Genomic DNA, 22,086 nt, shown 5'->3' with positions numbered 1-22,086 from the left:
CTCTTTAGTAAAATTAGCTTTTTAAGTTACAGAATTATTTGCGGATAGCTACCCAGGTAACTGGATTGCCATCGGTTATGGTATTGATGGACTGTTCATTGAAGTGGTAGGGAGCAAAGACCACCCCTTTCGGCATCCGCATGCTGATCTTTGCCTTCAGCTGGATTTCAGCCCCTGCAGAGGCGACCTTTACCAGGTCGTTCTCTTCAATTTTCAGTGCAGCAGCGTCCTCTCTACTGAGTTCTGCGTAACCCTCGGGGCAGACATGCATTGGGCCCTCGCCAAAACGGGACATCGTACCGCAATGGTAAAGAGCGCTTCCTGTAACCAGCGCATACTTGCCAGCCTCCGCTATGCTCTGCCGTGCTGGAGCCGGCACAAATTTGGGCCTGGTGGTAACAGGAATAAGTGCACCCTCCTGGCCAAGCTTTTCGTATGACAGACCGGCGTAGCCGTTAACTTCCCTGGCGATTTCAGCAAAGACCTTCCCGGGGTCACTGAAAGTAGCGCCTCCCAACAGGCCGCTCAAGCCATTCAGGATATCAAAGTCGCTGCGGCTCTGGCCTACCGGCTTGATGGCTTTTTGAACATGCTGAACAATTCTGCCGACGCTGGTGAAGGTTCCCTGCTTTTCGGCAAAGGAACAGGCGGGCAGAACAACATTGGCTTTCTCGGCGGTTTCAGTTAGAAAAAGGTCCTGCACCACGAGAAATCCGACTTTGTCGAGTGCATCGGTTATTTTCTTCCGGTTCGGATAAGAGACGACAGGGTTTTCACCTATTACATAAAGTGCCTTGATAGTACCAGCAGAGCAGGCATCGATGATGGCGGATGCACCTTTTCCCTTGCCTGCGGGATAGATACCCATGTCAACAGCACCCTGGCTGTTGTTTTTCTCACCCATTATCAGGACGCCCGAACCTTCCTTGCCAATCTTTCCAGCAACGAGTGCGAGATTTATGAGTGCCTGTGCAAGTGTCTTGTCATGTCCCGGATAGCCAAGGCCAAGAGGAAGAATAATCAGCGCCTTGTCAGCCTTGGCATAATCTGTGGCAAGGGCGACAATTTCCTCGGCGGGTATGCCGCACACTTCGGCAGCCTGAAGGGGGGTATAGGATTCCAATGACTTTTTGAAATCTTCAAGACCAGCAATGCCTGATGCTGCGGCGTCAATCAGATTATTATCGACTATCGCCTTAGCCAGTGCGTTTACAAGAAATACCTCGTTGCCAGGCTTGTACACATAGGTCTTTGCCTTGGGGAGCCTGGAAAGTTTACCCTTCTTGTCCGAGATGATGCGCAGATCAACGCCGTTCCGCTTGACGCCGAGATTGATCTCAAAACCGAGCACAGGATGGGTTTCATAAGCATCGGTCTTGACGACCAGAATAAGGTCGCTCTTCTGGATATCGGTAACCGTTGAAGGAGAAGCAGCAAAGCCGAGACTTTCGAATGCTCCGGCACTCAGGGCGCTATGGGCATAGCCTGCAGAATGGTCGAGATTATCTGAACCAAGAACATCTTTATAGAGCTTCCTTACCAGATAAAGTTCCTCGTTGGTAAGGCGCGGCGTGATCAAACCTGCCACAGCATCGCTTCCTGAAGCCTCTGCTGATTTCAGCCCCTCGGCAACGGCAGTCAATGCCTCGCCCCAACTTGCCGGCTCAAGTTTGCCGTTTCTTCTGATCAGCGGAGTAGCAAGACGCTTCTCACTGTTGACAAACTGATAACCGAAGCGCCCTCTGGTACAGAGCTGGCCGTTATGGAACCCCTGGTTTTCATCATAGACAGTTGTTAGGACCTTATCATCCTTCACTCCCAATGTGAGCTGACAGCCGGTGCCGCAGTATGAGCAGACAGATTTGACCTTGTTCAAGGACCACCAGCGAGCCTTGAATTTGAAGGGACGAGAGACGAGAGCCCCTACCGGACAAACGGACACGCATGATCCGCAAAACTCGCAGTTAAGAGGGCCGTCGAATTCGGTGCCCATTTTGGCCTCTATTCCGCGGTTTATAAATGTATAGGCACCGAAAGAAACTATTTCGTCACAGATACGTGCACATTTACCGCAATGTATGCAACGGTTCATATCCCGCTCGATGAGCGGATTCTCGTAGTCTATCTTGTGATTGAATTTTTCGTCAGTGAATTGATTGGTATTTACTTGGTATTCATAGGTCAGGTTCTGCAGATCGCAATCACCGGCTGCATCGCAAACCGGGCAGTCAACAGGATGTTTGAGGAGGAGGAGCTCCAATACAAGTTTTCTGGCGTTGACGATCTCAGGATTCGTCGTCCTGACAGTCATACCTTCGGTAACCGGTGTGGTACAAGCAGGTATGAGACGACCTTTCATCTGCTCTACTTCGACAAGACACATCCGACAGCCGCCAAACGGATGCAGTTTCTTATCGTGACAAAGAATGGGAATTCTTATACCGGCTGCCTTGGCCGCATCATAAATGGTAGCGTCTTTAGGTACAGTTACCTTTTTATCATCGATTGTAAGATTAACCATCTCGACCCTCTGTTCTCCCTCGGATGTATACTTGATGATCAGCTACTCAATGGCCATGAAACGGCATGCGTCATAGCAGGACTTGCATTTGGTGCACTTTTCCTTATCCAGGTAGGCAATTTGACCTTTCTCCCAGATGATTGCATTGGAAGGACAGGCTTTGAGACAAGCACCACACTTGACGCATTTTTCCTCGACAACCTGCCAAAGGAGCAATTCCTTGCAGCAGTTGGAGGGGCACCGCTTGTCATTGATATGGGCCTCGTACTCATGGCGGAAATACTTGATCGTGGACAGAATCGGATTGGGTGCAGTCTGCCCCAGGCCACACAGCGAGGCCTTCTTGATGGTGGCTCCCATCTCCAAAAGCGTGTCGATATCTGACGCCTGGCCACGACCCTCAGTGATACGCTCCAGGACGTCAAGCATGGCCTTCAGACCGATTCGGCAGGGAACGCATTTACCGCATGACTCCATCCTGGTGAAGCTGAGGAAGAAGCGGGCCACGTCCACCATGCAGGTGGTTTCGTCCATGACGACCAGACCACCGGACCCCATCATGGCGCCTGCCTTGATAAGCGAATCGTAGTCGACGGGTGTATCCAGTACTTCAGCAGGAATACAGCCACCGGAAGGACCACCGGCCTGGACGGCTTTGAATTTCCTGTTGTTGGCTATGCCGCCGCAGACGTCATAAATAACCTGGCGCACCGACATGCCTGCAGGAACTTCCACGAGGCCGGTATGTTTCACTTTGCCGGTTACGGCAAAGATCTTGGTGCCTTTAGTGGTATCGGTGCCCAAGGAGGCATACCAATCGGCGCCTTTATTGATGATATGACGGACGTTGGCAAACGTCTCGACGTTGTTGATGTTGGTCGGCTTGCCCCAGAGGCCTTTAACGGCTGGGAACGGTGGACGTGGCCGGGGCATGCCGCGCTCGCCTTCAATGGAGGCCATCAGGGCAGTTTCTTCACCACAAACAAAAGCACCTGCTCCCATTTTGATGCGCATGTCGAAGTCGAAGCCCCAACCTTGAATGTTCTTGCCGAGCCAGCCCTTCTCATAGCAAATATCGATGGCATGCTGAAGGCGCTGTATAGCCAGTGGATATTCTGCTCGAACATAAACATAGCCGTAGTAGCAGCCAATGGCATAGGCGGCAACCATCATGCCTTCGATGATACAGAATGGATCACCTTCCAGCACGGAGCGGTCCATGAAGGCACCTGGGTCACCTTCGTCAGCGTTGCAGATGAGATATTTCTTGTCGCCTGGGGACGCTGCGCAGAAAGACCATTTCATGCCAGTAGGAAAACCACCACCCCCACGGCCACGGAGACCGGATTTTTTTACCTCGTCAATCACCTCAGCTGGCTTCATGGTCTTGATGCACTTCTCGATGGCTTTAAAACCATCTTCTTCAAGATACGCCTGCAGGCTGTCTGGGTCGATCTGGCCGCACCCGGACATGACGACTCGCATCTGCTGATCGACGAATGTATTGTAATATGGCTTCGCTTTCTTCTTTTCGATCGGGGTACTCTTGACAATATGCTCATCAAGAATGGCTGCGACATCCTCGGGAACGACGAAGTCATATGTAACCCGGCCCAGCTCGGGGGTTATGATGTCAACGAGAACATCATTGGCGCAGAGGCCACGACATCCTGTCTTGATGACATCGCAACGCTTGCCAATGACGGCATTGATCCCCTTTTCCTCTATCAGCTTTGTAAATTCCTGCTCTACCTTTTTTGCGCCGGCTGAAATACCACCAGTACCTTGACAGATCAGAATCTTTATTGCTTCATTTTCGCTCATAAAAAATGATCCCCTACTGGAAATTATAGAGCTACTATTTCATCGGCCTCTGGCTGTAGTCCGCGATGATCTCTTCGACTTTTTGAACAGTCATCTTGCCAAAAGTATCGTCATTGACCATTGCCAAAGGCGCCATGCCGCATGCACCCAAGCAGGCGACCTTCTCAAAAGTGAAGCGAAGATCAGGGGTCGTCTCTGCATGACCGATATGGAGTTTATCGAAGAAGGTATCGACTATTCGCTCAGCACCCTGGACATGGCAGGCAGTTCCCACACAGACCCTGATGATGAATTTGCCGCGCGGCTTCAGATGAAACTGCGCGTAGAAGGTGAGAACGCCATAGATCTGACTCGGATAGACATTCAGCCTTTCAGCCACAAGATCTATAGTCGGCTTCGGCACATATCCATATTCTTCCTGAATGCCTTGCAAAACCGGCATCAGATTGCCCGGCAGGGTCAGGAATTTATCGATCACCTGGTTTGCTGCACTCAGGTCTATTTCTTCTGCTTGTAGTTCTTCGGCTGGAGCGTTACTCATGTACTCCATCTCCTTTATTAGTTGGAGTTACCTGTCAATTTCACCAAGGACTATATCAAGGGTTCCGATGACTGCGACAAGGTCAGCAATCATTGCGCCCTTTGCCATTTTCTCGATAGCCTGCAGGTTGACGAATGAAGGCGGACGAATCCTCATTCGGTAAGGTTTTGTCCCACCGTCACTGACAATGTAGTATCCAAGCTCACCTTTTGGCGCTTCAACCGATTGATATACCTCACCTTCAGGAACCGGAAACCCCTCGCTGGCGATTTTGAAGTGATGAATGAGGCCCTCAATGGTGTTATAAACGTCTTCCTTGGGGGGGTAGCAGACCTGAGGTGCGTCAGCCAGGATAGGGCCGGGCTTAAGGGAGTCCAGAGCCTGCTTGACTATCTTAACCGCCTCTCTCATTTCCACCAGGCGAACTTTGTACCGGTCAAAGGTGTCACAGTTTTGACCGACAGGCACCTCAAACTTGTATTTTTCATAGCCGCTGTACGGATTATCCCTACGCAGATCCCAATCAACACCCGAACCCCTTAAAGCAGGCCCAGTGATTCCATAATCAATTGCATCTTCGGCCGAAATGACTCCGTTACCCACAGTTCTCTGCAACCAGATGGTGTTCTTTGTAAGCAGCCCCTCATAGGTGTCGAAATGCCCGGGAAAGGTATCAACGATTTCCTGGACGTCTTTTTCGAAGCCTTCATATACTTCTCTGGACAGGCCACCAACGCGGAAGTAGCTGGCTGTCATCCGGGCACCGGATATTTTCTCATAAAGATCCATGACCTTTTCACGTTCGCGGAAGGCATAGATAAACACAGTCATGGCGCCTATATCCAAAGCATGTGTTGCAATCCAGACCAGGTGAGACTTGAGCCTGGTCAGTTCGGCCAGAATAACCCTGATGGTTTGCGCTCTCTCCGGAACTTCTATGCCGAGCAATTTCTCAACGGCAAGGACATAGCCGAGGTTATTGCTCAACGGTGCCAGATAATCCAGCCTGTCAGTTAGAGGAATCGTCTGGTGATATGTGCGGTGCTCAGAGAGTTTTTCAACACCGCGATGGAGATAGCCTATATGAGGGGTGACCTTTTCTACGATTTCCCCGTCCAGCTCGATAACCAGCTGCAACACCCCGTGCGTACTTGGATGCTGCGGACCCATATTTACCGTCATTATCTCTTTACTAGCCATTGTTCGCCTCTATTTTGAGATAGATACTGATTTTATTCCAATTAGGACAACCGACCTTTATAGGGTTCCCGGTCAGGTCCCTGCAGAGGGTAGTCCTTGCGTAGCGGATGTCCGACCCAGTCGTCAGTCATCAGAATTCGGCGAAGATCAGGATGATTATTAAAGAGGATACCCATCAGGTCGTATACCTCCCTCTCAAGCCAATTAGCTGTTTTCCAGACGCCATACACGGTGTCTATTGTACAGTCACTATCGGAGACGGGAGCCTTGATGCGGATTCTATCCTTATTGGGAATAGAATAAAGATTGTAAACAACCATGAACCTTGGATCACTACCAAGATAATCAACTGCAGTGATGTCAGTGAGCAGGTTGTAACGCTGCTGCTCTTTAAGAAAAGAACAGATGGACACGATATCTTCTTTCTTTACCGTGACTGTCACTTCACCCCTGAATTCCTTGATGTCGATTATTGAGGAAGCAAATTTTTCTTTTAGCTTGATTACTGCACGATTATTTTCTGCCATATCAGCCATACCTTTTCCTTTGGTATTATGATAATTACACTAAGCGGCCGGCTCTAGCCTGTCACCAAGCCCGATCGCAGAGCCAAAAGAATTCCGCTCTTTGCCGATCTTGTCCTGAAGCTTCATAATACCGTAAAGGAGTGCTTCAGGGCGTGGAGGACAGCCAGGAACATAGACATCTACCGGCAAAGCCTCATCAATACCTTGCACGACGCTATATGTATCGAATACCCCACCGGAACAGGCGCAGGCACCCATAGCAATGACCCATTTCGGCTCGGGCATCTGCTCATATACAGTTTTGATGACAGGCAACATCTTCTTGGTCACCGTACCCGCTATAATAATGCAGTCGGCCTGCCTCGGTGATGCGCGAAATATAATACCAAAGCGGTCAAGGTCATGCTTTGCCGCACCTGTAGCCATCATTTCGATTGCACAACAAGCAAGACCAAAGGTCATCGGCCAAATGGAGGTTTTTCTTGCCCAGTTGACAAGTCCGTCCAAGGAAGCTGTTACAATATTATCTCCCAATGGTTGTTCTACTCCCATTCCAAGGCTCCTTTTTTCCAGACATAAATATAACCGACAAAAAGAATGACTATGAATACGCCCATTTCCATAAGGCCGAACATTCCGAGTCTTTTAAAGAGAACTGCCCATGGATAAAGGAAAACAGCCTCTATATCGAAAAGGATAAACAGCATCGCAATAATGTAGAATTTGATGGAGAACCGCTCCCTGGCACTGCCGACCGGCTCCACACCACATTCATACGGTGACAACTTGACTTCAGATGGCTTTTTGGGTCCGATAAGCGATGAAAAGATGATTGAACCCAGACCAAAAGCCACTGCAACAGCGACCAATAGAATAATCGGTAGATAGGCACCAAGCATTTTTATTCATCCTCCTGAACTGATGTTTTTTTCATTAGCCTATCAGCGCCATATATACTGCGGACTGGCTTCATGCTTAGCTGTACACGGCTTTAAATAGTATACTGTATACAGCACGCGGAATTTAAGTCATTTAACATTCTTTGTCAAGGAAAAAAATGGGACTGTAAACATCCTTTTTTGCTCCACAAGGCCGCTGAAACAGATGATTAATTCCCTTGACATCACGCAGTTTTTCATGATACGAACCACAGCGATAAGGCATTAAAATTAATATGTTAGGGGATCAATTCATGAATTTCAGCCGATCGGCCGACCTTTTTAAACAAGCGCAGAACTCCATTCCCGGCGGGGTAAACAGCCCTGTTCGAGCTTTCAAGTCTGTTGGCAGAGATCCCTTGTTCATTAAAAAGGCTTCCGGCTGCAAAATAGAAGATGTGGATGGCAACCAGTTCATCGACTTTGTAGGCTCCTGGGGGCCAATGATTCTCGGACACTGTCATCCTCAAGTAGCCTCCGCTGTCAAAGCAGCAGTAGATAGCGGCTGCAGCTTTGGCGCCCCTACCGAACTTGAGATCACTCTCGCAGAAATGGTGATTAATGCTGTTCCTTCAATTGAAATGGTGAGGATGGTCAGTTCCGGCACCGAAGCCACTATGAGCGCAATACGACTGGCCCGAGGATACACCGGTCGGGACAAGATCCTCAAATTCTCAGGATGTTACCATGGCCATTCCGACTCACTCCTGGTCAAGGCAGGCTCCGGCGCCGCAACTTTCGGGGTGCCTGATTCTCCTGGCGTTCCACAGGACTTTGCTCGGCACACCCTCACCGCTGACTATAACAGCCTGGAATCGGTGAGGACTCTTATTGCAGAGAACAAAGGCCAAGTCGCATGTATCATCGTCGAGCCTGTTGCAGGCAATATGGGTACAGTACCCCCCCGGGAAGGTTTCCTTGAAGGTCTGCGCACCCTGTGTACCCAGGAAGGAATCGTCCTCATCTTTGATGAAGTAATGTCCGGGTTCAGGGTTGCTTACGGTGGAGCGCAAGAAGTCTACGGTGTTACGCCGGACATGACGACACTGGGCAAAATCATTGGTGGCGGGTTGCCGGTCGGCGCTTTCGGAGGCAAGAAGGAAATCATGACACTGCTTTCCCCCTCAGGAGGGGTCTATCAAGCGGGAACACTCTCGGGAAATCCTTTGGCAATGACAGCAGGAATTGAAACGCTAAAGCTTCTGCAGGCAGAAGGCTTTTACCGAAATCTTGAAGAAAAAAGTTCCTACGTTGCCGCGGGTATTGCCAGAGCAGCTGAGAAAGCCGGCTTTCCCATTTATTCAGCCAGAGTAGGCAGCATGTTCTGCGCTTTTTTCTCCAAAGACCCTGTCTATGACTGGACAACTGCAGCCAAATGCGACACCGAAGCTTTTGCCAAATATTTCCGTCTCATGCTTGGGGAGGGTATATACCTGGCTCCGTCACAGTATGAAACTGCCTTCGTCTCCATAGCCCATGCCACCGAAGACCTGGATCGAACCATTGCGGCCGCTGAAAAATCATTCAGGGCATTGTAGAATCTAATAAAACACGTCCACTGATGACAACATGTTGCAATATGGTTGACAAGCTCGTCTTTAATGTGCTATCAAGCCTTGTTTTGAAGTAGCCCTGAAAAATGGCGTCTGCATATATGGATGAGGAAAAAAAAAGGCTGATCAAGACCCTAGGAATGATATCCACCATGGGAATTTCCATGGCGGTTGCAATCGCTCTTGGCGTCTACATAGGCTGGACACTTGACAAATGGCTTGAAACGAGGCCCTGGTTCTTCTTCATTTTTCTGTTTTTCGGCATTGTCGCAGGGTTCCGTAATATATTTATAATAGCCGGAAGAGAAATAAAAAAAGATGACGAGGGTGAAGATAAGCGAAAATAATTTCTTTACCCTTCTTTCCCGCGCCAGCATCGCCTTGACCATCCTGCTGGCGCTGATCGCATCTTCATTTACCTCACCACGTTTTTCCGCAGGCATCTTGGCAGGCGGCCTGCTGGCAGTCGCCAATTTTTACTGGTTGCGCAACATTCTGCAGAGGGCTCTGCTGCTGCAGGTTGAGGATGCGCCCCGTTTTGCCATATTGCGCTATGTTGTGAGACTGGCTCTTCTGGCGGTCGCATTATTGCTTCTGGTTATATATGCAAAAGTCGATATCTTCGGCCTTCTGATAGGCCTGTCGGTACTTGTCGTCAATATAATTGCATTATCCATATATCTGTCCCTCAAAGGAGGCTAGCATCAATGGTTCATCCGTTTCTTTTTTTGCAGTTTTTCAGACATCTTCTGACTCCTCTGGGCATATCCGAAGGGGGCGCCGATGCTATTGCCTACACCTGGCTGATCATAGCCCTTCTGCTGATCGTTTCCATACTGGCGACAAAAGGCCTGAAATCTGTACCTGGCAAGATGCAGAATTTCATGGAAGTAATCATCGGTGGAATCGAAAACATGGTTGTTGAGACAATGGGAGAGCATGGTAAACCCTTCTTCCCGTTGATTGCAACACTCGCCCTGTTTATTCTGGTGTCCAACCTCATCGGCCTCATCCCGGGATTCTTTCCGCCGACAGCAAACATCAACACCACTGCGGCATGCGCCGTTATTGTCTTCGTCACCACACACATCGTTGGTATCAAGGAACATGGTGTGAAGTACATCAAACACTTCCTCGGACCGATTCTCTGGCTGGCGCCAATGATGTTTTTCATCGAGGTCATCGGACACTTCAGCCGAGTAATCTCGCTCACCCTTCGTCTGTTTGGCAATATGAATGGCCACGAGCTCGTACTGATGATCTTCTTCGGCCTCGCTCCATTTCTGGTCCCCTTGCCGATGATGCTGATGGGCGTGCTGGTGTCTTTCATCCAGGCTTTCGTCTTCATGCTGCTGGCAATGATCTATATCCAGGGATCCCTCGAAGAAGGTCATTAATTATACTTGTTACCAACCATCAAGCTTTTTCCTATACTATTTAGGAAATATTCAAAACAAAGGAGAAGGAAAAATGAGTTTTTTTACAATGTGTGTTCTCGCAGCAGGTATCGGTATGGCACTTGGAACCCTCGGAACCGGTATCGGTCAGGGTCTGGCAGTCAAGAGTGCTGTTGAGGGCGTTTCCAGAAACCCCGGCGCTTCCGGTAAGATCCTCACCACCATGATGATCGGTCTGGCCATGATCGAATCTCTTGCCATCTACGCCCTTGTTGTCTGTCTGATCATCCTCTTCGCCAACCCCTACAAGGATATCGCTCTCGAACTGGCAAAAACTGTCGCGAAATAATTTCGTTTCAGCAGAATTAAAAAAAGGGTGCACCAACAGGTGCGCCCTTTTTTTATGTATTCATTATGCTCTCAGCTTAGGGCTCAAGGATTCTGTAACAGCTCAAAATTATTAGTCTTACTTGACTTTCCCAGGGGAGTATGAAATAGTCTCAACCATGGAACTGATAGCCGACATGCATACCCATACCATAGCTTCAGGTCACGCATATTCTACAGTGAACGAGCTGGCAGAGGCTGCAGCACGCAAAGGTTTGAAGGCTATCGCCCTGACTGATCACGGCCCGGCAATGCCCGGTGGCCCCCATCTTTACCATTTCGGCGCCATACGTTTCATTCCCCGGGAAATAGCAGGAGTTCGCATTCTCTGCGGCACTGAAGCCAACATCCTCAATGAACACGGAGATATCGACCTGCCTGACCGTTACCAGGAGCGCCTTGATTTTGTGATGGCGGGGCTGCACGAAGGCTGCGGATTCGATGGCCAAGGGATCGAGCACAATACCGAGGCTGTCATAAATGCCATGGCCAACCCGCGGATACATGCCATTTCCCATCCGGGAAACCCGTTGTTTCCACTCGATTACGAAAAAATTGTAAAGGCAGCCTTGGATACGGGGACAGCTCTGGAAATCAACAACGCCTCCCTGGGAATCAGCCGTGAAGGAAGCCGGCCCAACTGCGAAAGACTTGTGGAACTTATCGCCCGCTATGGTGCATCCCTCGTCGTCGGTAGCGATGCCCATATCGCCCAGGGAGTAGGTATTTTCGATGATGCCCTCCTCCTATTGGCCAAAGCAGGCATTACCGAGACGCAGGTAGTAAACTCATCAATGGCCAGACTTCTCAGTTTTCTTCATCTGCTTTGAGCCCTGCGACACCCCTTACCGCCCCTCCCCATCCCGCAGAATTGCAGTGATCATAGGTTGTGAATCCGTCTGAGTTGCAGAGAGAGCCACCTCCACCCTGTGCTCGCCTCCTGCAACACTGCGCACCACATGAAAAATTGTAGCGGCCGATCGCTTGCCTTTCCTGATCTCCTCCAGATAAAGATTAACCTCCTGTTTCAGCCGCTCACCTTCCAGGAAGAAGTTGAATAAGTTCTCTCCGAGGAGTTCCAACCTGCTTGAACCCAATAGTTCCTCGGCCTTCTGATTGGTAATTATAATCTTGCCATCGGTCATGAATGTTATGACGGCAGACCTGGCTACTTCGATAAATTCTCTGTACCGCTGTTCAGACTCACGGCTCTGGGCAGTTTTACGGCCCAATTCATCCATCATGTCATTAAAGGCCCCAATCAAATCACCGATTTCATCATTTGAGGTCTTTGGCAGCGGCGTAAACGTATCGGTTCTGGTAACAGTAGTTATGCTTTCAGAGAGCATTCTGATGGGACGAATGATGATGCGTTTGAGCAGGGCAGCCATAATCACAATGATGATAAAGAAAACGATCGCCCGGTATATGAGGTCCAACTTAAGGTTGGTGCCGATATCGCGGTAAAGTTCGGACATGGGAATGGTTACTGAAACTGCGCCTATAACCTCCCCCAGTTTATAGTTGTACGAATAATGACCGCGAGGAAAACGTTCCCGGATAAATTGAGGGGCGGTTTCATAACTACCGTGACAGGTCAGGCAGGATTTCTCGGCGATCATTGATTGCATGTAGCGAAACGACTCCTCCCCGCCAGCCCTGACAACCCGATAATTCTCCCTGACGACCTTGCCTGAGAATTTCTGCAGCTGTTCGGTCTCATAGTCATCCGGCCGATTTCCAGGGTTGCGGTAACGCAATGACACCTGGCGGACATAGAACTTGGTGTCCCTGGTCATCCTTGCGGCGATCTGCGTAGCGACTACCTGGGGCACCAAGGCATAATTTTGCTCAGGTTCACCATGCTCCACGGACGAGATGTAATCCCTTGTCTCGATGATCTGCTTGGCGATGCTGCGTGCATTGTCAACGGCCACTTTCAGAATCAGTGACCGTTGCCGCTGATAGATGAGGAGGGACGCTGACAGGAACAACACGATCAGCAGGCAGGACATGATCAGATTGAATTTCGTATTGATACTCAGAGAACCAAAGCGAGACATGGTGTCCCCCCGCGCAATATTTCCAGCAAGTATACCGTGCACATTAAGGGAAGCAACACGGCTATGGGGTAGGCAACCCGCCGATCTTTAAAAAAAACTTTCCATATAGGCGCTGATGTGTTAGTTTTCTTCCGCTCCGAGCGGAATCCTCCTCCTTGAATGAGTCGACCAGTCTACCTAACAATTATTGGAACAATACCATATGGGAAAGATAATCTGCATAGCCAATCAAAAAGGTGGCGTGGGCAAAACGACAACGTCTGTCAATCTCGCCGCTTCACTGGCGGTGGCTGAAAAACGGACTCTGCTCGTAGACATGGACCCCCAGGGAAACGCCGGAAGTGGTGTAGGCATCGACAAAAGCAATCTGGAAGCAACAGTTTACGATGTGCTTATTGATGATGTGGAGCCGGACAAAGCCATCCTCAAAACCAGTTTCCCATTCCTGGACATACTCCCGGCAAACGGCGAGCTTGCCGGAGCCGAACTGGAACTTGTCTCTATCATTGGCAGGGAATTGAAGCTGAAACACGCCCTTGCCCCCCTTGTCCAAGCCTATGACTACATACTTATCGACTGCCCCCCTTCGCTGGGATTACTGACCGTCAACTCGATGACCGCGGCCGAATCGGTGCTGATACCTCTGCAGTGTGAGTTTTACGCTATGGAAGGGCTATCTCACATACTGAAAACCATAACCCTGGTTCAGAAGGGGCTAAACCCTTCTCTCAGAATTGAAGGAATTCTACTTACCATGTTTGATGCCAGAAACAATCTTTCTCACCAGGTAAGCGAGGAAATAAGGAATCACTTCAAGAAAGAAACATTCACAACCGTTGTCCCACGCAACGTCAGGCTTTCCGAAGCTCCCAGCCATGGCAAGCCGATCATTCTTTACGATATAACATCCCGTGGAGCAACCAGCTATATGGATCTTGCCAAGGAAATAATCAGCCGGGAGGTACAGCATGGTTAAAAAAACCGGCCTGGGCAAAGGAATGGCCGCACTTCTTCCCGTAGTCGAGGAAGAGGGACGGCGCTTTTTCAGCTGCCCCATAGAAGAAATCCGCCCCAACAAAGACCAGCCTCGCAAATCTTTCGCCCATGACAAGCTTGAGGAATTGGCTGCATCCATCCGCGAAAAGGGAATTATTCAGCCGCTGGTCGTTGTAGCCAAAGGAAGTCATTACGAGCTGATTGCTGGTGAAAGACGTTGGCGCGCCGCGCAGAAAGCCGGACTTCACGAGGTTCCGGTGGTCATTCAGGATGTCTCCGAGGATACTGCCCTTGAAATGGCTCTGATAGAAAATATCCAGCGTGAAGACCTCAATGCCGTCGAAGAAGCTGAGGCATACCACTCTCTGCTGGAACGATTCAATCTTTCCCAGGAGGAACTCGCGAAAAGGGTTGGAAAAGACCGCTCCACCGTAGCTAATGCAATCAGGCTTCTGAAATTACCCGCCGAAATAAAGCTCGATGTCATTGAAGATCGACTTTCCATGGGCCATGCCCGGGCGCTGCTGACACTCGATACTGCAGAACAGATGAAAGAAGCTCGCGAGACGGTAGTAAGAAAAAAATTAACTGTGCGAGCCACCGAATCGTTGGTCAAGGATATGAAGGCCAACAAGCAGGCCAAACCTAAAAAGCAAGCAGATCCACACCTGGTTGATCTCACCGAGCGGATGCAGCGCCACTTCAAAACCAAAATCAACCTCCGTCCAAGCGGCAAGGGGGGGAAAATCGAGATCAGTTACCATGACCAGAAGGAGCTGATCCGCCTCATCGAACTGCTTAACCTCTAGTACCATCCTGATTCAGAAAAACTACAAGGTTTTTTCAGACAAATAACTTGACTTCTCGCAGGTGGTATGATAGCTATCACGTGCTTTACCTCCTGAGTACTCCAACATATCGTAAATAAAAATAACTTAACTTAAATTCACAACATAGCAAGAGGTGGTTGGGTGATTAATCTAGACTTTTCCTTCGTTTTCCAGCTTGTCAATTTTCTGCTCCTGATGCTTGTTCTCAACATCTTCCTCTTCAAGCCGATCAGGAAGGTGCTTGCCCAAAGAAATGCCGAAATCAGCGGCGCAAAAGAGAAGTCAGCGTCCGTTGACAAAGAAGTCCAGGAAAAACACGCCCTCTATGAGAACCGCATGCGTGAGATCAAGGCCCGCGCCACGGACGAGCGGTCCGGCCTGCGCAAGGAAGCTCAGGTTGAAGAGGCTGCTATTATCGATAAAGCAAGAAAGGATGCGGCCGACACCCTTTCCGCAATCAAAAGCAAGGTAGCAAAAGAATCAGCCGATGCCAGACAACTCCTTAAAGAGCAAGCGCTGTCCCTTTCTTCTGAAATCTGCGAAAAAGTTCTTGGAAGGAGTATTTAGATGAGAAGCATGCGCAAATACATAACACCTACACCTGCAAAAGTTACCCTGGCGATTTGTGTCTTGTTGGTCGCCCTTGCTGCCTTAGGCTTCGCCTCGGAAGGAGGCGAAGGTGCACACCAAGTGGACACCGGCAAACAGATGAAAGACTTCGCCTGGCGCTGCCTCGACTTTGCCGCCCTCTTTGCACTGTTGGCCTGGGCACTGAAGAAGGCGAACGTAAAAGGAGCCCTGGCAGACCGCCGTACCGGCATTGAAAAGATGCTGAAGGAGGCAGTCGAGGCGAAAGAACAGGCCGAAAAAAAGTTTGCCGAGTACAGTGAGAAACTGGAAAAGGCTAACAGGGAAATTGAAGATATTTCCGCAGCAATGAAGCAGGAGGGGGAGCTGGAAAAGGCACGCATTATTGCCGAAGCCAAGGCCGCTGCCCAGAAGATCAAGGAGCAGGCCGAGCAGACGGCACAGCAGGAAGTCCTGAAGGCCAAGGCCGAGCTCAGGGAAGAAGCTGCACGTCTGGCTGTTGAGATTGCCGAGAAGAAACTCAAGGAAAATATCAACAAAGGTGACCAGGACAAGCTGGTTGGTAACTATATCTCCAAGGTGGTGACGCTACATTGAGTACTAATGCGATTGCAAAACGTTATGCCAAGGCACTGGTTCAAATTGGCGCCGAAGAAGGCAATGTCGATAAGTTCAGTGGCGAGTTGAGCCAGTTCACCGGAGTGTTGGCCGGGAGCACAAGCCTGACTGCTGTTTTCAGTAACCCTGCTTACGGCATCGAAGCAAAAAAGGAAATCCTCAAAGAGATCATGACCAAGCTCGGGCTTTCCAATAATGTCGCCAATTTTCTCCAACTACTGCTTGACAGGAACAGACTTCCTTTCCTGCCGCAGATTGTTGAGAGCTTCAACAGCTTTGCCGATGACCTTTCCGGCGTTATCCGGCCCACGTTGACTTCGGGCTTGCCGCTCGAGCAGAGCCAGATCGACGAAATCAAGAACTCCCTGACCAAGGCCACGGGGAAAAAGGTTGTGCTCAAAGTAGAGGTCGATCCTTCTTTGATTGGCGGAGTTGTGACAAAGATCGGTGACAAGGTATTTGACGGAAGCATAAAAACGCAGTTAGCGAAAATTCAGGATATATTACAGAAGGGGTGAGACGTTTCTATGGAAATCAGAGCGGAAGAAATCAGCGAGATTATCAGAAAGCAGATCAAGGAATACGGTTCCGAAGTTGAGGTCGCAGAAACCGGTACCATCATCTCCATCGGTGACGGTATTGCGCGTATCCATGGTCTTGATAAGGCCATGGCAGGCGAGCTTCTCGAATTCCCAGGCGGTATTTCAGGCATGGCCCTCAACCTTGAGGAAGACAACGTCGGCGCCGCCATTCTTGGTGAATTCAGCGAGATTAAAGAAGGGGACACCGTAAAGAGAACCAACCGCATCGTGGAGGTTCCGGTCGGTGAAGCCCTCATCGGTCGCGTCGTCAACGCTATCGGCCAGCCCATCGACGGTAAAGGCCCGATCAATACCGATAAATTCGGTAAGGTTGAAGTCAAGGCCCCCGGTATTGTTAAACGTAAATCGGTTCATCAGCCAATGCAGACCGGTCTCAAAGCTATCGACGCAATGGTTCCCATCGGACGCGGTCAGCGTGAGCTGATCATCGGCGACCGTCAGACCGGCAAAACCGCGGTAGCCATAGACACCATCATTAACCAGAAGGGTGGCGACGTTGTCTGTATTTATGTCGCTATCGGCCAGAAGCGCTCCACGGTTGCTCAGGTTGTAAGCAAGCTACAGGAGCACGGCGCCATGGATTATACCATCATCGTGGCAGCTACCGCTTCCGAACCCGCCCCGCTTCAGTTCATCTCCCCATACACTGGTGTGACCATGGGTGAGTACTTCCGCGACAATGGCAAACATGCCCTGATCATCTACGATGACCTTTCCAAGCAGGCCGTTGCATATCGACAGCTTTCCTTGCTCCTTCGTCGTCCTCCCGGACGTGAAGCATATCCCGGTGACGTATTTTACCTCCACAGCCGTCTGCTGGAGCGTGCCTGCAAGGTTTCCGATGCATGCGGCGCCGGCTCGCTTACTGCACTGCCGATCATCGAAACCCAGGCCGGTGACGTTTCCGCTTACATCCCGACCAACGTTATCTCAATCACCGATGGTCAGATCTACCTTGAATCCGACCTCTTCTACTCGGGCGTTCGCCCCGCCATCAACGTCGGTCTTTCCGTTTCCCGAGTCGGTGGTTCTGCCCAGGTCAAAGCAATGAAACAGGTTGCCGGTACCCTCCGTCTCAGCCTGGCCCAGTATCGTGAGATGGCAGCCTTTGCCCAATTCGGTTCCGACCTTGACAAGGCGACCCAGATGCAGCTGGCCCGTGGTGAGCGCCTCGTTGAAGTACTCAAGCAGCCACAATACCGTCCTATCCCGAATGAGAAGCAGGTTCTGATCATCTTTGCTGCTAACAACGGTTATATTGACGAGTATCCAGTTGCCTCACTAGGCCGTTATGAATCCGAACTCTACAGCTTCTTCGATGCCAGAAAGAGCGACCTCCTGGCTGAACTGCGCGACAAAAAAGCCATTGACGATGATATCAAGGCTAAAATCGTGTCTGCACTGGAAGAATTCAAGAAGGAATTTACTGCGTAATAAGGACGGTATCTTCGCATGGCGAGTCTTAAAAGTATAAAAAAGCGCATTGTCTCGGTCAAAAATACGGGGCAAATAACAAAGGCCATGAAAATGGTCTCCGCTGCAAAGCTGCGCCGCGCCCAGGAAAATGTCGTAGCTGCCCGTCCCTACGCGGCGAAGCTTGGCGAAGTGCTGGGCAGGCTGTCCAGGAATCAGGACGCGGACTCCAGTCCGCTGATGATTAAACGTACCACCGGAAAAGCATTGCTGATCGTCGTCACATCCGATCGTGGGCTGTGCGGCGGCTTCAATGCAAACCTCTGCAAAGCTGCAGAGCGTTTCGTCAAGGAACGGGGTGCTGAATTCACCGATCTCTCCATCATGACCATCGGTCGCAAGGGTTATGAATTCCTGAAAAACCGGCAGAAGATTCGTAAGAATTTCGGCACAGTTTTCTCCAACCTCAACTATCAGACAGCTGCCCTGCTGGCCCAGGAAGTAATCCAGGGTTATCTGGACGAGGAATTCGACGAAGTCTTTATCATTTATAATGCCTTCCGTAGCGTCATGTCCCAGGATATAACCCTGGAACAGCTACTGCCTGTTACACCCCCTGAAGCAGCAGACGAAGAGTACGCACCCGAATATATTTACGAGCCCTCCAAGTCCGAACTCCTCGGTGAGTTGCTGCCGAAACACATTGAAGTCCAGATATTCAAGTCTCTCCTTGAGTCAGTGGCCTCCGAGCATGGGGCCAGAATGACAGCCATGGACAGTGCATCGAAAAACGCCAACGAAATGATCGGGAAACTGACACTCCAGTATAACCGTGCCCGTCAGGCCGCTATTACTACCGAACTGATGGAGATCATTTCCGGCGCTGAATCAATAAAAGGATAAAGCTTAACGCATACAAAATAGAGGCCTGCACAGGCCGCAGGAGGAAGAGGTTACATGAGTCAGAACATCGGAAAAATATCGCAGGTCATCGGCGCGGTTATCGACGTTGAGTTCGAGCCGGGCAAATTGCCTCCTATCTACAATGCTCTCCGGGTAACCAATCCGGCGATCGACGACAATGAGAACAATCTGGTGCTGGAAGTTGCCCAGCATCTGGGCGAGAACTCGGTCAGAACCATCGCCATGGACTCGACCGATGGTCTGGTTCGCGGTCAGGCTGTTCTGGATACAGGAAAGCAGATATCAGTGCCTGTTGGTCGCAAGACCCTCGGTCGCATTCTCAATGTTATCGGTGAGCCTGTTGACGAAATGGGTCCGGTAAATGCCGACAAGGAGTACGGTATCCATCGTGAGGCCCCTGAATTCGTTGATCAGTCAACAAAGGTAGAAGCCTTCACCACAGGCATCAAGGTTGTTGACCTTCTCGCTCCATATGCAAGAGGTGGTAAGATTGGTCTGTTCGGTGGCGCAGGGGTCGGCAAGACCGTTCTCATCATGGAGCTCATCAACAACATCGCCAAGCAGCACGGCGGCTTCTCGGTCTTCGCCGGCGTCGGCGAGCGTACCCGTGAAGGAAATGACCTGTGGATGGAAATGAAGGAATCAGGCGTTCTTGACAAAGCGGCCCTGGTTTACGGCCAGATGAACGAACCGCCGGGAGCCCGTGCCCGTGTTGCTCTCTCCGCCCTTTCCATCGCAGAGTACTTCCGTGACGAAGAAGGTCAGAACGTGCTCCTCTTCATTGACAACATCTTCCGTTTCACCCAGGCAGGCTCCGAAGTTTCCGCTCTTCTCGGCCGTATTCCTTCAGCCGTTGGTTACCAGCCGACCTTGGCCACCGAGATGGGTGAGCTGCAGGAGCGCATTACCTCAACCAACAAAGGATCCATCACTTCCGTTCAGGCTATCTACGTTCCTGCCGATGACTTGACCGACCCTGCTCCGGCCACTGCCTTTGCACACTTGGATGCTACGACCGTCTTGTCCCGCCAGATCGCAGAGCTTGGCATCTACCCCGCTGTTGACCCCCTCGACTCCACCTCCAGGATTCTTGATCCGCAGGTCATTGGCGAGGAGCATTACGCCATTGCTCGTCAGGTCCAGTACGTACTGCAGAAATATAAGGATCTCCAGGATATTATCGCCATTCTCGGTATGGATGAACTTTCCGAAGAAGACAAGCTGGTCGTTGCACGTGCCAGGAAGATCCAGCGTTTTCTCTCCCAGCCGTTCCACGTAGCAGAAGCCTTTACCGGCTCCCCCGGCAAATATGTCGAATTGAAAGATACCATCAAAGGCTTCAAGGAGATCGTAGACGGCAAACACGACGATATCCCCGAACAAGCTTTCTATATGGTCGGCACTATTGAAGAAGCAATTGAGAAGGCAAAGAAGCTGGCAGTTTAATTGTTTTGCCGTAACGACTCCTGAAAAAAGGATAACGATAGATGGCTGAAAAATTGAAAGTAGAACTGGTAACACCTTACAAAAAGGTACTCACCGAAGAGGTAGACGAAATTACGGCCACCGGCGCGCTTGGCGAATTTGGCGTACTGCCCGGTCACGCTCCTTTCCTCACCTCCCTCAAGATCGGCGAGCTCTCCTACAAAAAGGACGGCGTCATTTCTCATCTGGCCCTTAACTGGGGCTACTTTGAAGTTGAAAACGACAAGGTGACCGTGCTTGTGGAAACCGCCGAAAAGGCCGATGAAATTGACCTGGAGCGGGCGAAATCAGCACTGGGCCGCGCTGAAGAAGCCTTGAAAAAGCTCAATCCTGAAGACAAAAGCTTCAGGGTTTATGAGGCAGCCCTTGAACGTGCCCTGATCAGGGTTCAGGTTGCCGGCAAAAGCGGCAGACGGTAGATACACAAAAAGAGCGGCTTTGCCGCTCTTTTTCATCATGATGACAAAAAGGCATGTGCTTCACATGCCTTTTCTGTTATTCAAAGCCACCATCCCTTCAAACTTCCAGTAGCAATGCCTCGGCAATGGAGAGGCGGTCCTTGCCGGAAGTACCGGCAGCATGATACTCGGTGACAAAGAACTTGTTGACCGCAGCAAGAATGGTATTGAGCCGTTCGAGAGCAACGACCGCATCGCCGGGAAGTGTCTGCACATTCCTGAAATTCAGGGGACAAAAATCAATGCGTTGCCCATCACCCTCGGACACCAGGATCGGCAGCCCGTGGGTCCGGCAGATAATGGGACGATGGACGTAGAGTGCACATTCACCATTATCAAGAAGCGGGCAAGGTCCATCTGCTGTTGCGGCTTTTGCCTTTTCCCGCAGAAAGCATGCCTTATCCTCCGGCAGTGAACTCAGGGCTTCAGCCAAGGCTACCCCCTCCACCAAGGAAAGGGACAGATGACGACAACAGCTGTCGCACCCCCTGTGACAAGTGATATGCGCAGCATGTGCAGTGCTTATGCCTGCGGTCATTTCGTCGACTTTGGCCAGCAGGGCACGGTAGTTGCCTAAACTTTTCATTATCGCTCCTCTCCCGGCATAAATAATAACCTCACCGGCCAATCATGGTCAAGCGGGACATGCAGGCACTGTTTTTGTTTTCAAAATCAGGCATATTCTGCTAAAACCTGAGCATAATCATATTTCCCAAGGAGAATACGCAGATGTCCGACAAGAAGAATGAACTGAAATTCAAATATATCTTCGATGACTCCTACAACCCAGTATATGTGAATGGGGCCCATGGCGGAGTCACCCCCAGAGGAGAACTGGTCGTCAATTTCTATCTTGAGCGGCAGCCGCTGCCAAACTCCATCAGCCATGAGCTCGCAGCCAACGGCAGCATTGGCCGGGAATCGGCAGTTGAACCCGCTGATCTGCAGCGCAGTTTCGTCAGGTTCATTTCTTCGGGGGTGGTGCTCAGCCATCAGACAGCGAAAGAAATTCATTTCTGGCTGGGAGAGAAGCTCAAGGAAATGGAAGCTATAGAAAATGCCAAGACAGCGCTCAATTCACCTCCAGGTTCCGATAGGTCCAAAATAACCCATTGACAATTGGGCCTGATGTCAATATGAGAGACAGGTTTACAGGCAGTGGAGTGATTTTGGCCAACTTTTGCTAATACTGGCCTGTCCTGCGATGGTTTAAGCCCATCA

The 22,086-nt window shown here is 50.4% G+C and carries 25 protein-coding genes; 16 read left to right on the top strand and 9 right to left on the bottom strand.

All coding sequences use genetic code 11. The features are described 5' to 3' along the window. Positions 1–34: 34 nt before the first annotated feature. From GEOB_RS02320 to GEOB_RS02290, 7 genes are read right to left on the bottom strand one after another with little or no spacing between them, the layout of a single operon-like run. A complete protein-coding gene (locus GEOB_RS02320) occupies positions 35–2,521 on the bottom strand; it encodes a molybdopterin-dependent oxidoreductase (protein WP_012645566.1) in 2,487 nt (828 codons plus the stop codon). 42 nt (positions 2,522–2,563) lie between these two features. Beyond that, positions 2,564–4,345 (bottom strand): NADH-quinone oxidoreductase subunit NuoF, encoded by a 1,782-nt coding sequence (nuoF, locus tag GEOB_RS02315; protein WP_012645565.1) that lies wholly within the window; start codon positions 4,343–4,345, stop codon positions 2,564–2,566. Positions 4,346–4,379: 34 nt separating this feature from the next. Next, entirely contained in the window at positions 4,380–4,886 is a 507-nt protein-coding gene (locus GEOB_RS02310; protein ID WP_012645564.1) for an NADH-quinone oxidoreductase subunit NuoE family protein, read from the bottom strand. Positions 4,887–4,913: 27 nt separating this feature from the next. Then, positions 4,914–6,086, bottom strand: a complete 1,173-nt coding sequence (gene nuoD, locus GEOB_RS02305; RefSeq protein WP_012645563.1) for an NADH dehydrogenase (quinone) subunit D — start codon at positions 6,084–6,086, stop codon at positions 4,914–4,916. 41 nt (positions 6,087–6,127) lie between these two features. Continuing rightward, the gene (locus GEOB_RS02300; RefSeq protein ID WP_041267285.1) at positions 6,128–6,613 is read right to left on the bottom strand and encodes an NADH-quinone oxidoreductase subunit C; all 486 of its coding nucleotides are present in this window, start codon (positions 6,611–6,613) and stop codon (positions 6,128–6,130) included. A gap of 39 nt (positions 6,614–6,652) precedes the next feature. Continuing rightward, the gene (locus GEOB_RS02295; RefSeq protein WP_012645561.1) at positions 6,653–7,165 is read right to left on the bottom strand and encodes an NADH-quinone oxidoreductase subunit B; all 513 of its coding nucleotides are present in this window, start codon (positions 7,163–7,165) and stop codon (positions 6,653–6,655) included. Beyond that, positions 7,156–7,512, bottom strand: coding sequence for an NADH-quinone oxidoreductase subunit A (locus GEOB_RS02290; RefSeq protein ID WP_012645560.1), 357 nt, complete (start codon positions 7,510–7,512; stop codon positions 7,156–7,158). Before GEOB_RS02290 ends, GEOB_RS02295 begins: the two co-directional genes overlap by 10 nt. Positions 7,513–7,805: 293 nt before the next feature. On the opposite strand from GEOB_RS02290, the gene hemL reads away from it, so the two are divergent. The 6 genes from hemL (at position 7,806) to GEOB_RS02260 (ending at position 11,718) form a co-directional block, all read left to right on the top strand. Continuing rightward, on the top strand, positions 7,806–9,089 hold the full coding sequence (gene hemL / locus GEOB_RS02285; protein ID WP_012645559.1) for a glutamate-1-semialdehyde 2,1-aminomutase: 1,284 nt from the start codon (positions 7,806–7,808) through the stop codon (positions 9,087–9,089). 116 nt (positions 9,090–9,205) lie between these two features. After that, positions 9,206–9,451: an AtpZ/AtpI family protein gene (locus GEOB_RS02280; RefSeq protein WP_041267041.1), complete on the top strand. Its 246-nt coding sequence runs from the start codon at positions 9,206–9,208 to the stop codon at positions 9,449–9,451. Continuing rightward, positions 9,423–9,806 carry an ATP synthase subunit I gene (locus tag GEOB_RS02275; protein ID WP_012645557.1) on the top strand — a complete coding sequence of 128 codons (384 nt, stop codon included), beginning with the start codon at positions 9,423–9,425 and terminating at the stop codon, positions 9,804–9,806. Before GEOB_RS02280 ends, GEOB_RS02275 begins: the two co-directional genes overlap by 29 nt. A 5-nt stretch (positions 9,807–9,811) precedes the next feature. Continuing rightward, positions 9,812–10,501 carry a F0F1 ATP synthase subunit A gene (atpB, locus tag GEOB_RS02270; RefSeq protein ID WP_012645556.1) on the top strand — a complete coding sequence of 230 codons (690 nt, stop codon included), beginning with the start codon at positions 9,812–9,814 and terminating at the stop codon, positions 10,499–10,501. Between the two features lie 73 nt (positions 10,502–10,574). Continuing rightward, positions 10,575–10,850 (top strand): ATP synthase F0 subunit C, encoded by a 276-nt coding sequence (gene atpE / locus GEOB_RS02265; protein ID WP_012645555.1) that lies wholly within the window; start codon positions 10,575–10,577, stop codon positions 10,848–10,850. A 157-nt stretch (positions 10,851–11,007) separates the two neighbouring features. Continuing rightward, positions 11,008–11,718, top strand: coding sequence for a phosphatase (locus GEOB_RS02260; protein WP_012645554.1), 711 nt, complete (start codon positions 11,008–11,010; stop codon positions 11,716–11,718). A 15-nt stretch (positions 11,719–11,733) separates the two neighbouring features. Here the strand turns inward: GEOB_RS02260 and GEOB_RS02255 are convergent, their stop codons facing one another. Further along, a complete protein-coding gene (locus tag GEOB_RS02255; protein ID WP_012645553.1) occupies positions 11,734–12,951 on the bottom strand; it encodes a c-type heme family protein in 1,218 nt (405 codons plus the stop codon). A 202-nt stretch (positions 12,952–13,153) separates the two neighbouring features. Here GEOB_RS02255 and GEOB_RS02250 point away from each other — a divergent pair, with 202 nt between their 5' ends. The 9 genes from GEOB_RS02250 (at position 13,154) to GEOB_RS02210 (ending at position 20,826) form a co-directional block, all read left to right on the top strand. After that, positions 13,154–13,927 (top strand): ParA family protein, encoded by a 774-nt coding sequence (locus tag GEOB_RS02250; protein WP_012645552.1) that lies wholly within the window; start codon positions 13,154–13,156, stop codon positions 13,925–13,927. Then, the gene (locus GEOB_RS02245; RefSeq protein ID WP_012645551.1) at positions 13,920–14,756 is read left to right on the top strand and encodes a ParB/RepB/Spo0J family partition protein; all 837 of its coding nucleotides are present in this window, start codon (positions 13,920–13,922) and stop codon (positions 14,754–14,756) included. Before GEOB_RS02250 ends, GEOB_RS02245 begins: the two co-directional genes overlap by 8 nt. Positions 14,757–14,918: 162 nt before the next feature. Beyond that, entirely contained in the window at positions 14,919–15,344 is a 426-nt protein-coding gene (locus GEOB_RS02240; RefSeq protein WP_012645550.1) for an ATP synthase F0 subunit B, read from the top strand. Next, a complete protein-coding gene (locus GEOB_RS02235) occupies positions 15,345–15,962 on the top strand; it encodes a F0F1 ATP synthase subunit B family protein (protein WP_012645549.1) in 618 nt (205 codons plus the stop codon). Further along, positions 15,959–16,501, top strand: coding sequence for an ATP synthase F1 subunit delta (atpH, locus tag GEOB_RS02230; RefSeq protein ID WP_012645548.1), 543 nt, complete (start codon positions 15,959–15,961; stop codon positions 16,499–16,501). Before GEOB_RS02235 ends, atpH begins: the two co-directional genes overlap by 4 nt. Positions 16,502–16,510: 9 nt before the next feature. Beyond that, on the top strand, positions 16,511–18,019 hold the full coding sequence (atpA, locus tag GEOB_RS02225) for a F0F1 ATP synthase subunit alpha (RefSeq protein ID WP_012645547.1): 1,509 nt from the start codon (positions 16,511–16,513) through the stop codon (positions 18,017–18,019). An 18-nt stretch (positions 18,020–18,037) separates the two neighbouring features. After that, the gene (gene atpG, locus GEOB_RS02220; RefSeq protein ID WP_012645546.1) at positions 18,038–18,901 is read left to right on the top strand and encodes an ATP synthase F1 subunit gamma; all 864 of its coding nucleotides are present in this window, start codon (positions 18,038–18,040) and stop codon (positions 18,899–18,901) included. Between the two features lie 54 nt (positions 18,902–18,955). Next, a complete protein-coding gene (gene atpD, locus GEOB_RS02215) occupies positions 18,956–20,368 on the top strand; it encodes a F0F1 ATP synthase subunit beta (RefSeq protein WP_012645545.1) in 1,413 nt (470 codons plus the stop codon). Positions 20,369–20,409: 41 nt separating this feature from the next. Continuing rightward, positions 20,410–20,826 (top strand): F0F1 ATP synthase subunit epsilon, encoded by a 417-nt coding sequence (locus GEOB_RS02210; protein ID WP_012645544.1) that lies wholly within the window; start codon positions 20,410–20,412, stop codon positions 20,824–20,826. 97 nt (positions 20,827–20,923) lie between these two features. On the opposite strand, the gene GEOB_RS02205 is transcribed toward GEOB_RS02210, so the two are convergent. Then, positions 20,924–21,451, bottom strand: coding sequence for a YkgJ family cysteine cluster protein (locus tag GEOB_RS02205; RefSeq protein WP_012645543.1), 528 nt, complete (start codon positions 21,449–21,451; stop codon positions 20,924–20,926). 143 nt (positions 21,452–21,594) lie between these two features. On the opposite strand from GEOB_RS02205, the gene GEOB_RS02200 reads away from it, so the two are divergent. Beyond that, positions 21,595–21,981 (top strand): hypothetical protein, encoded by a 387-nt coding sequence (locus GEOB_RS02200; RefSeq protein ID WP_012645542.1) that lies wholly within the window; start codon positions 21,595–21,597, stop codon positions 21,979–21,981. Positions 21,982–22,086: the final 105 nt, after the last annotated feature.

The organism is Geotalea daltonii FRC-32 (genome assembly GCF_000022265.1).
Classification (GTDB): domain Bacteria; phylum Desulfobacterota; class Desulfuromonadia; order Geobacterales; family Geobacteraceae; genus Geotalea; species Geotalea daltonii.
This window is presented reverse-complemented; position numbering and strand designations above follow the sequence as displayed.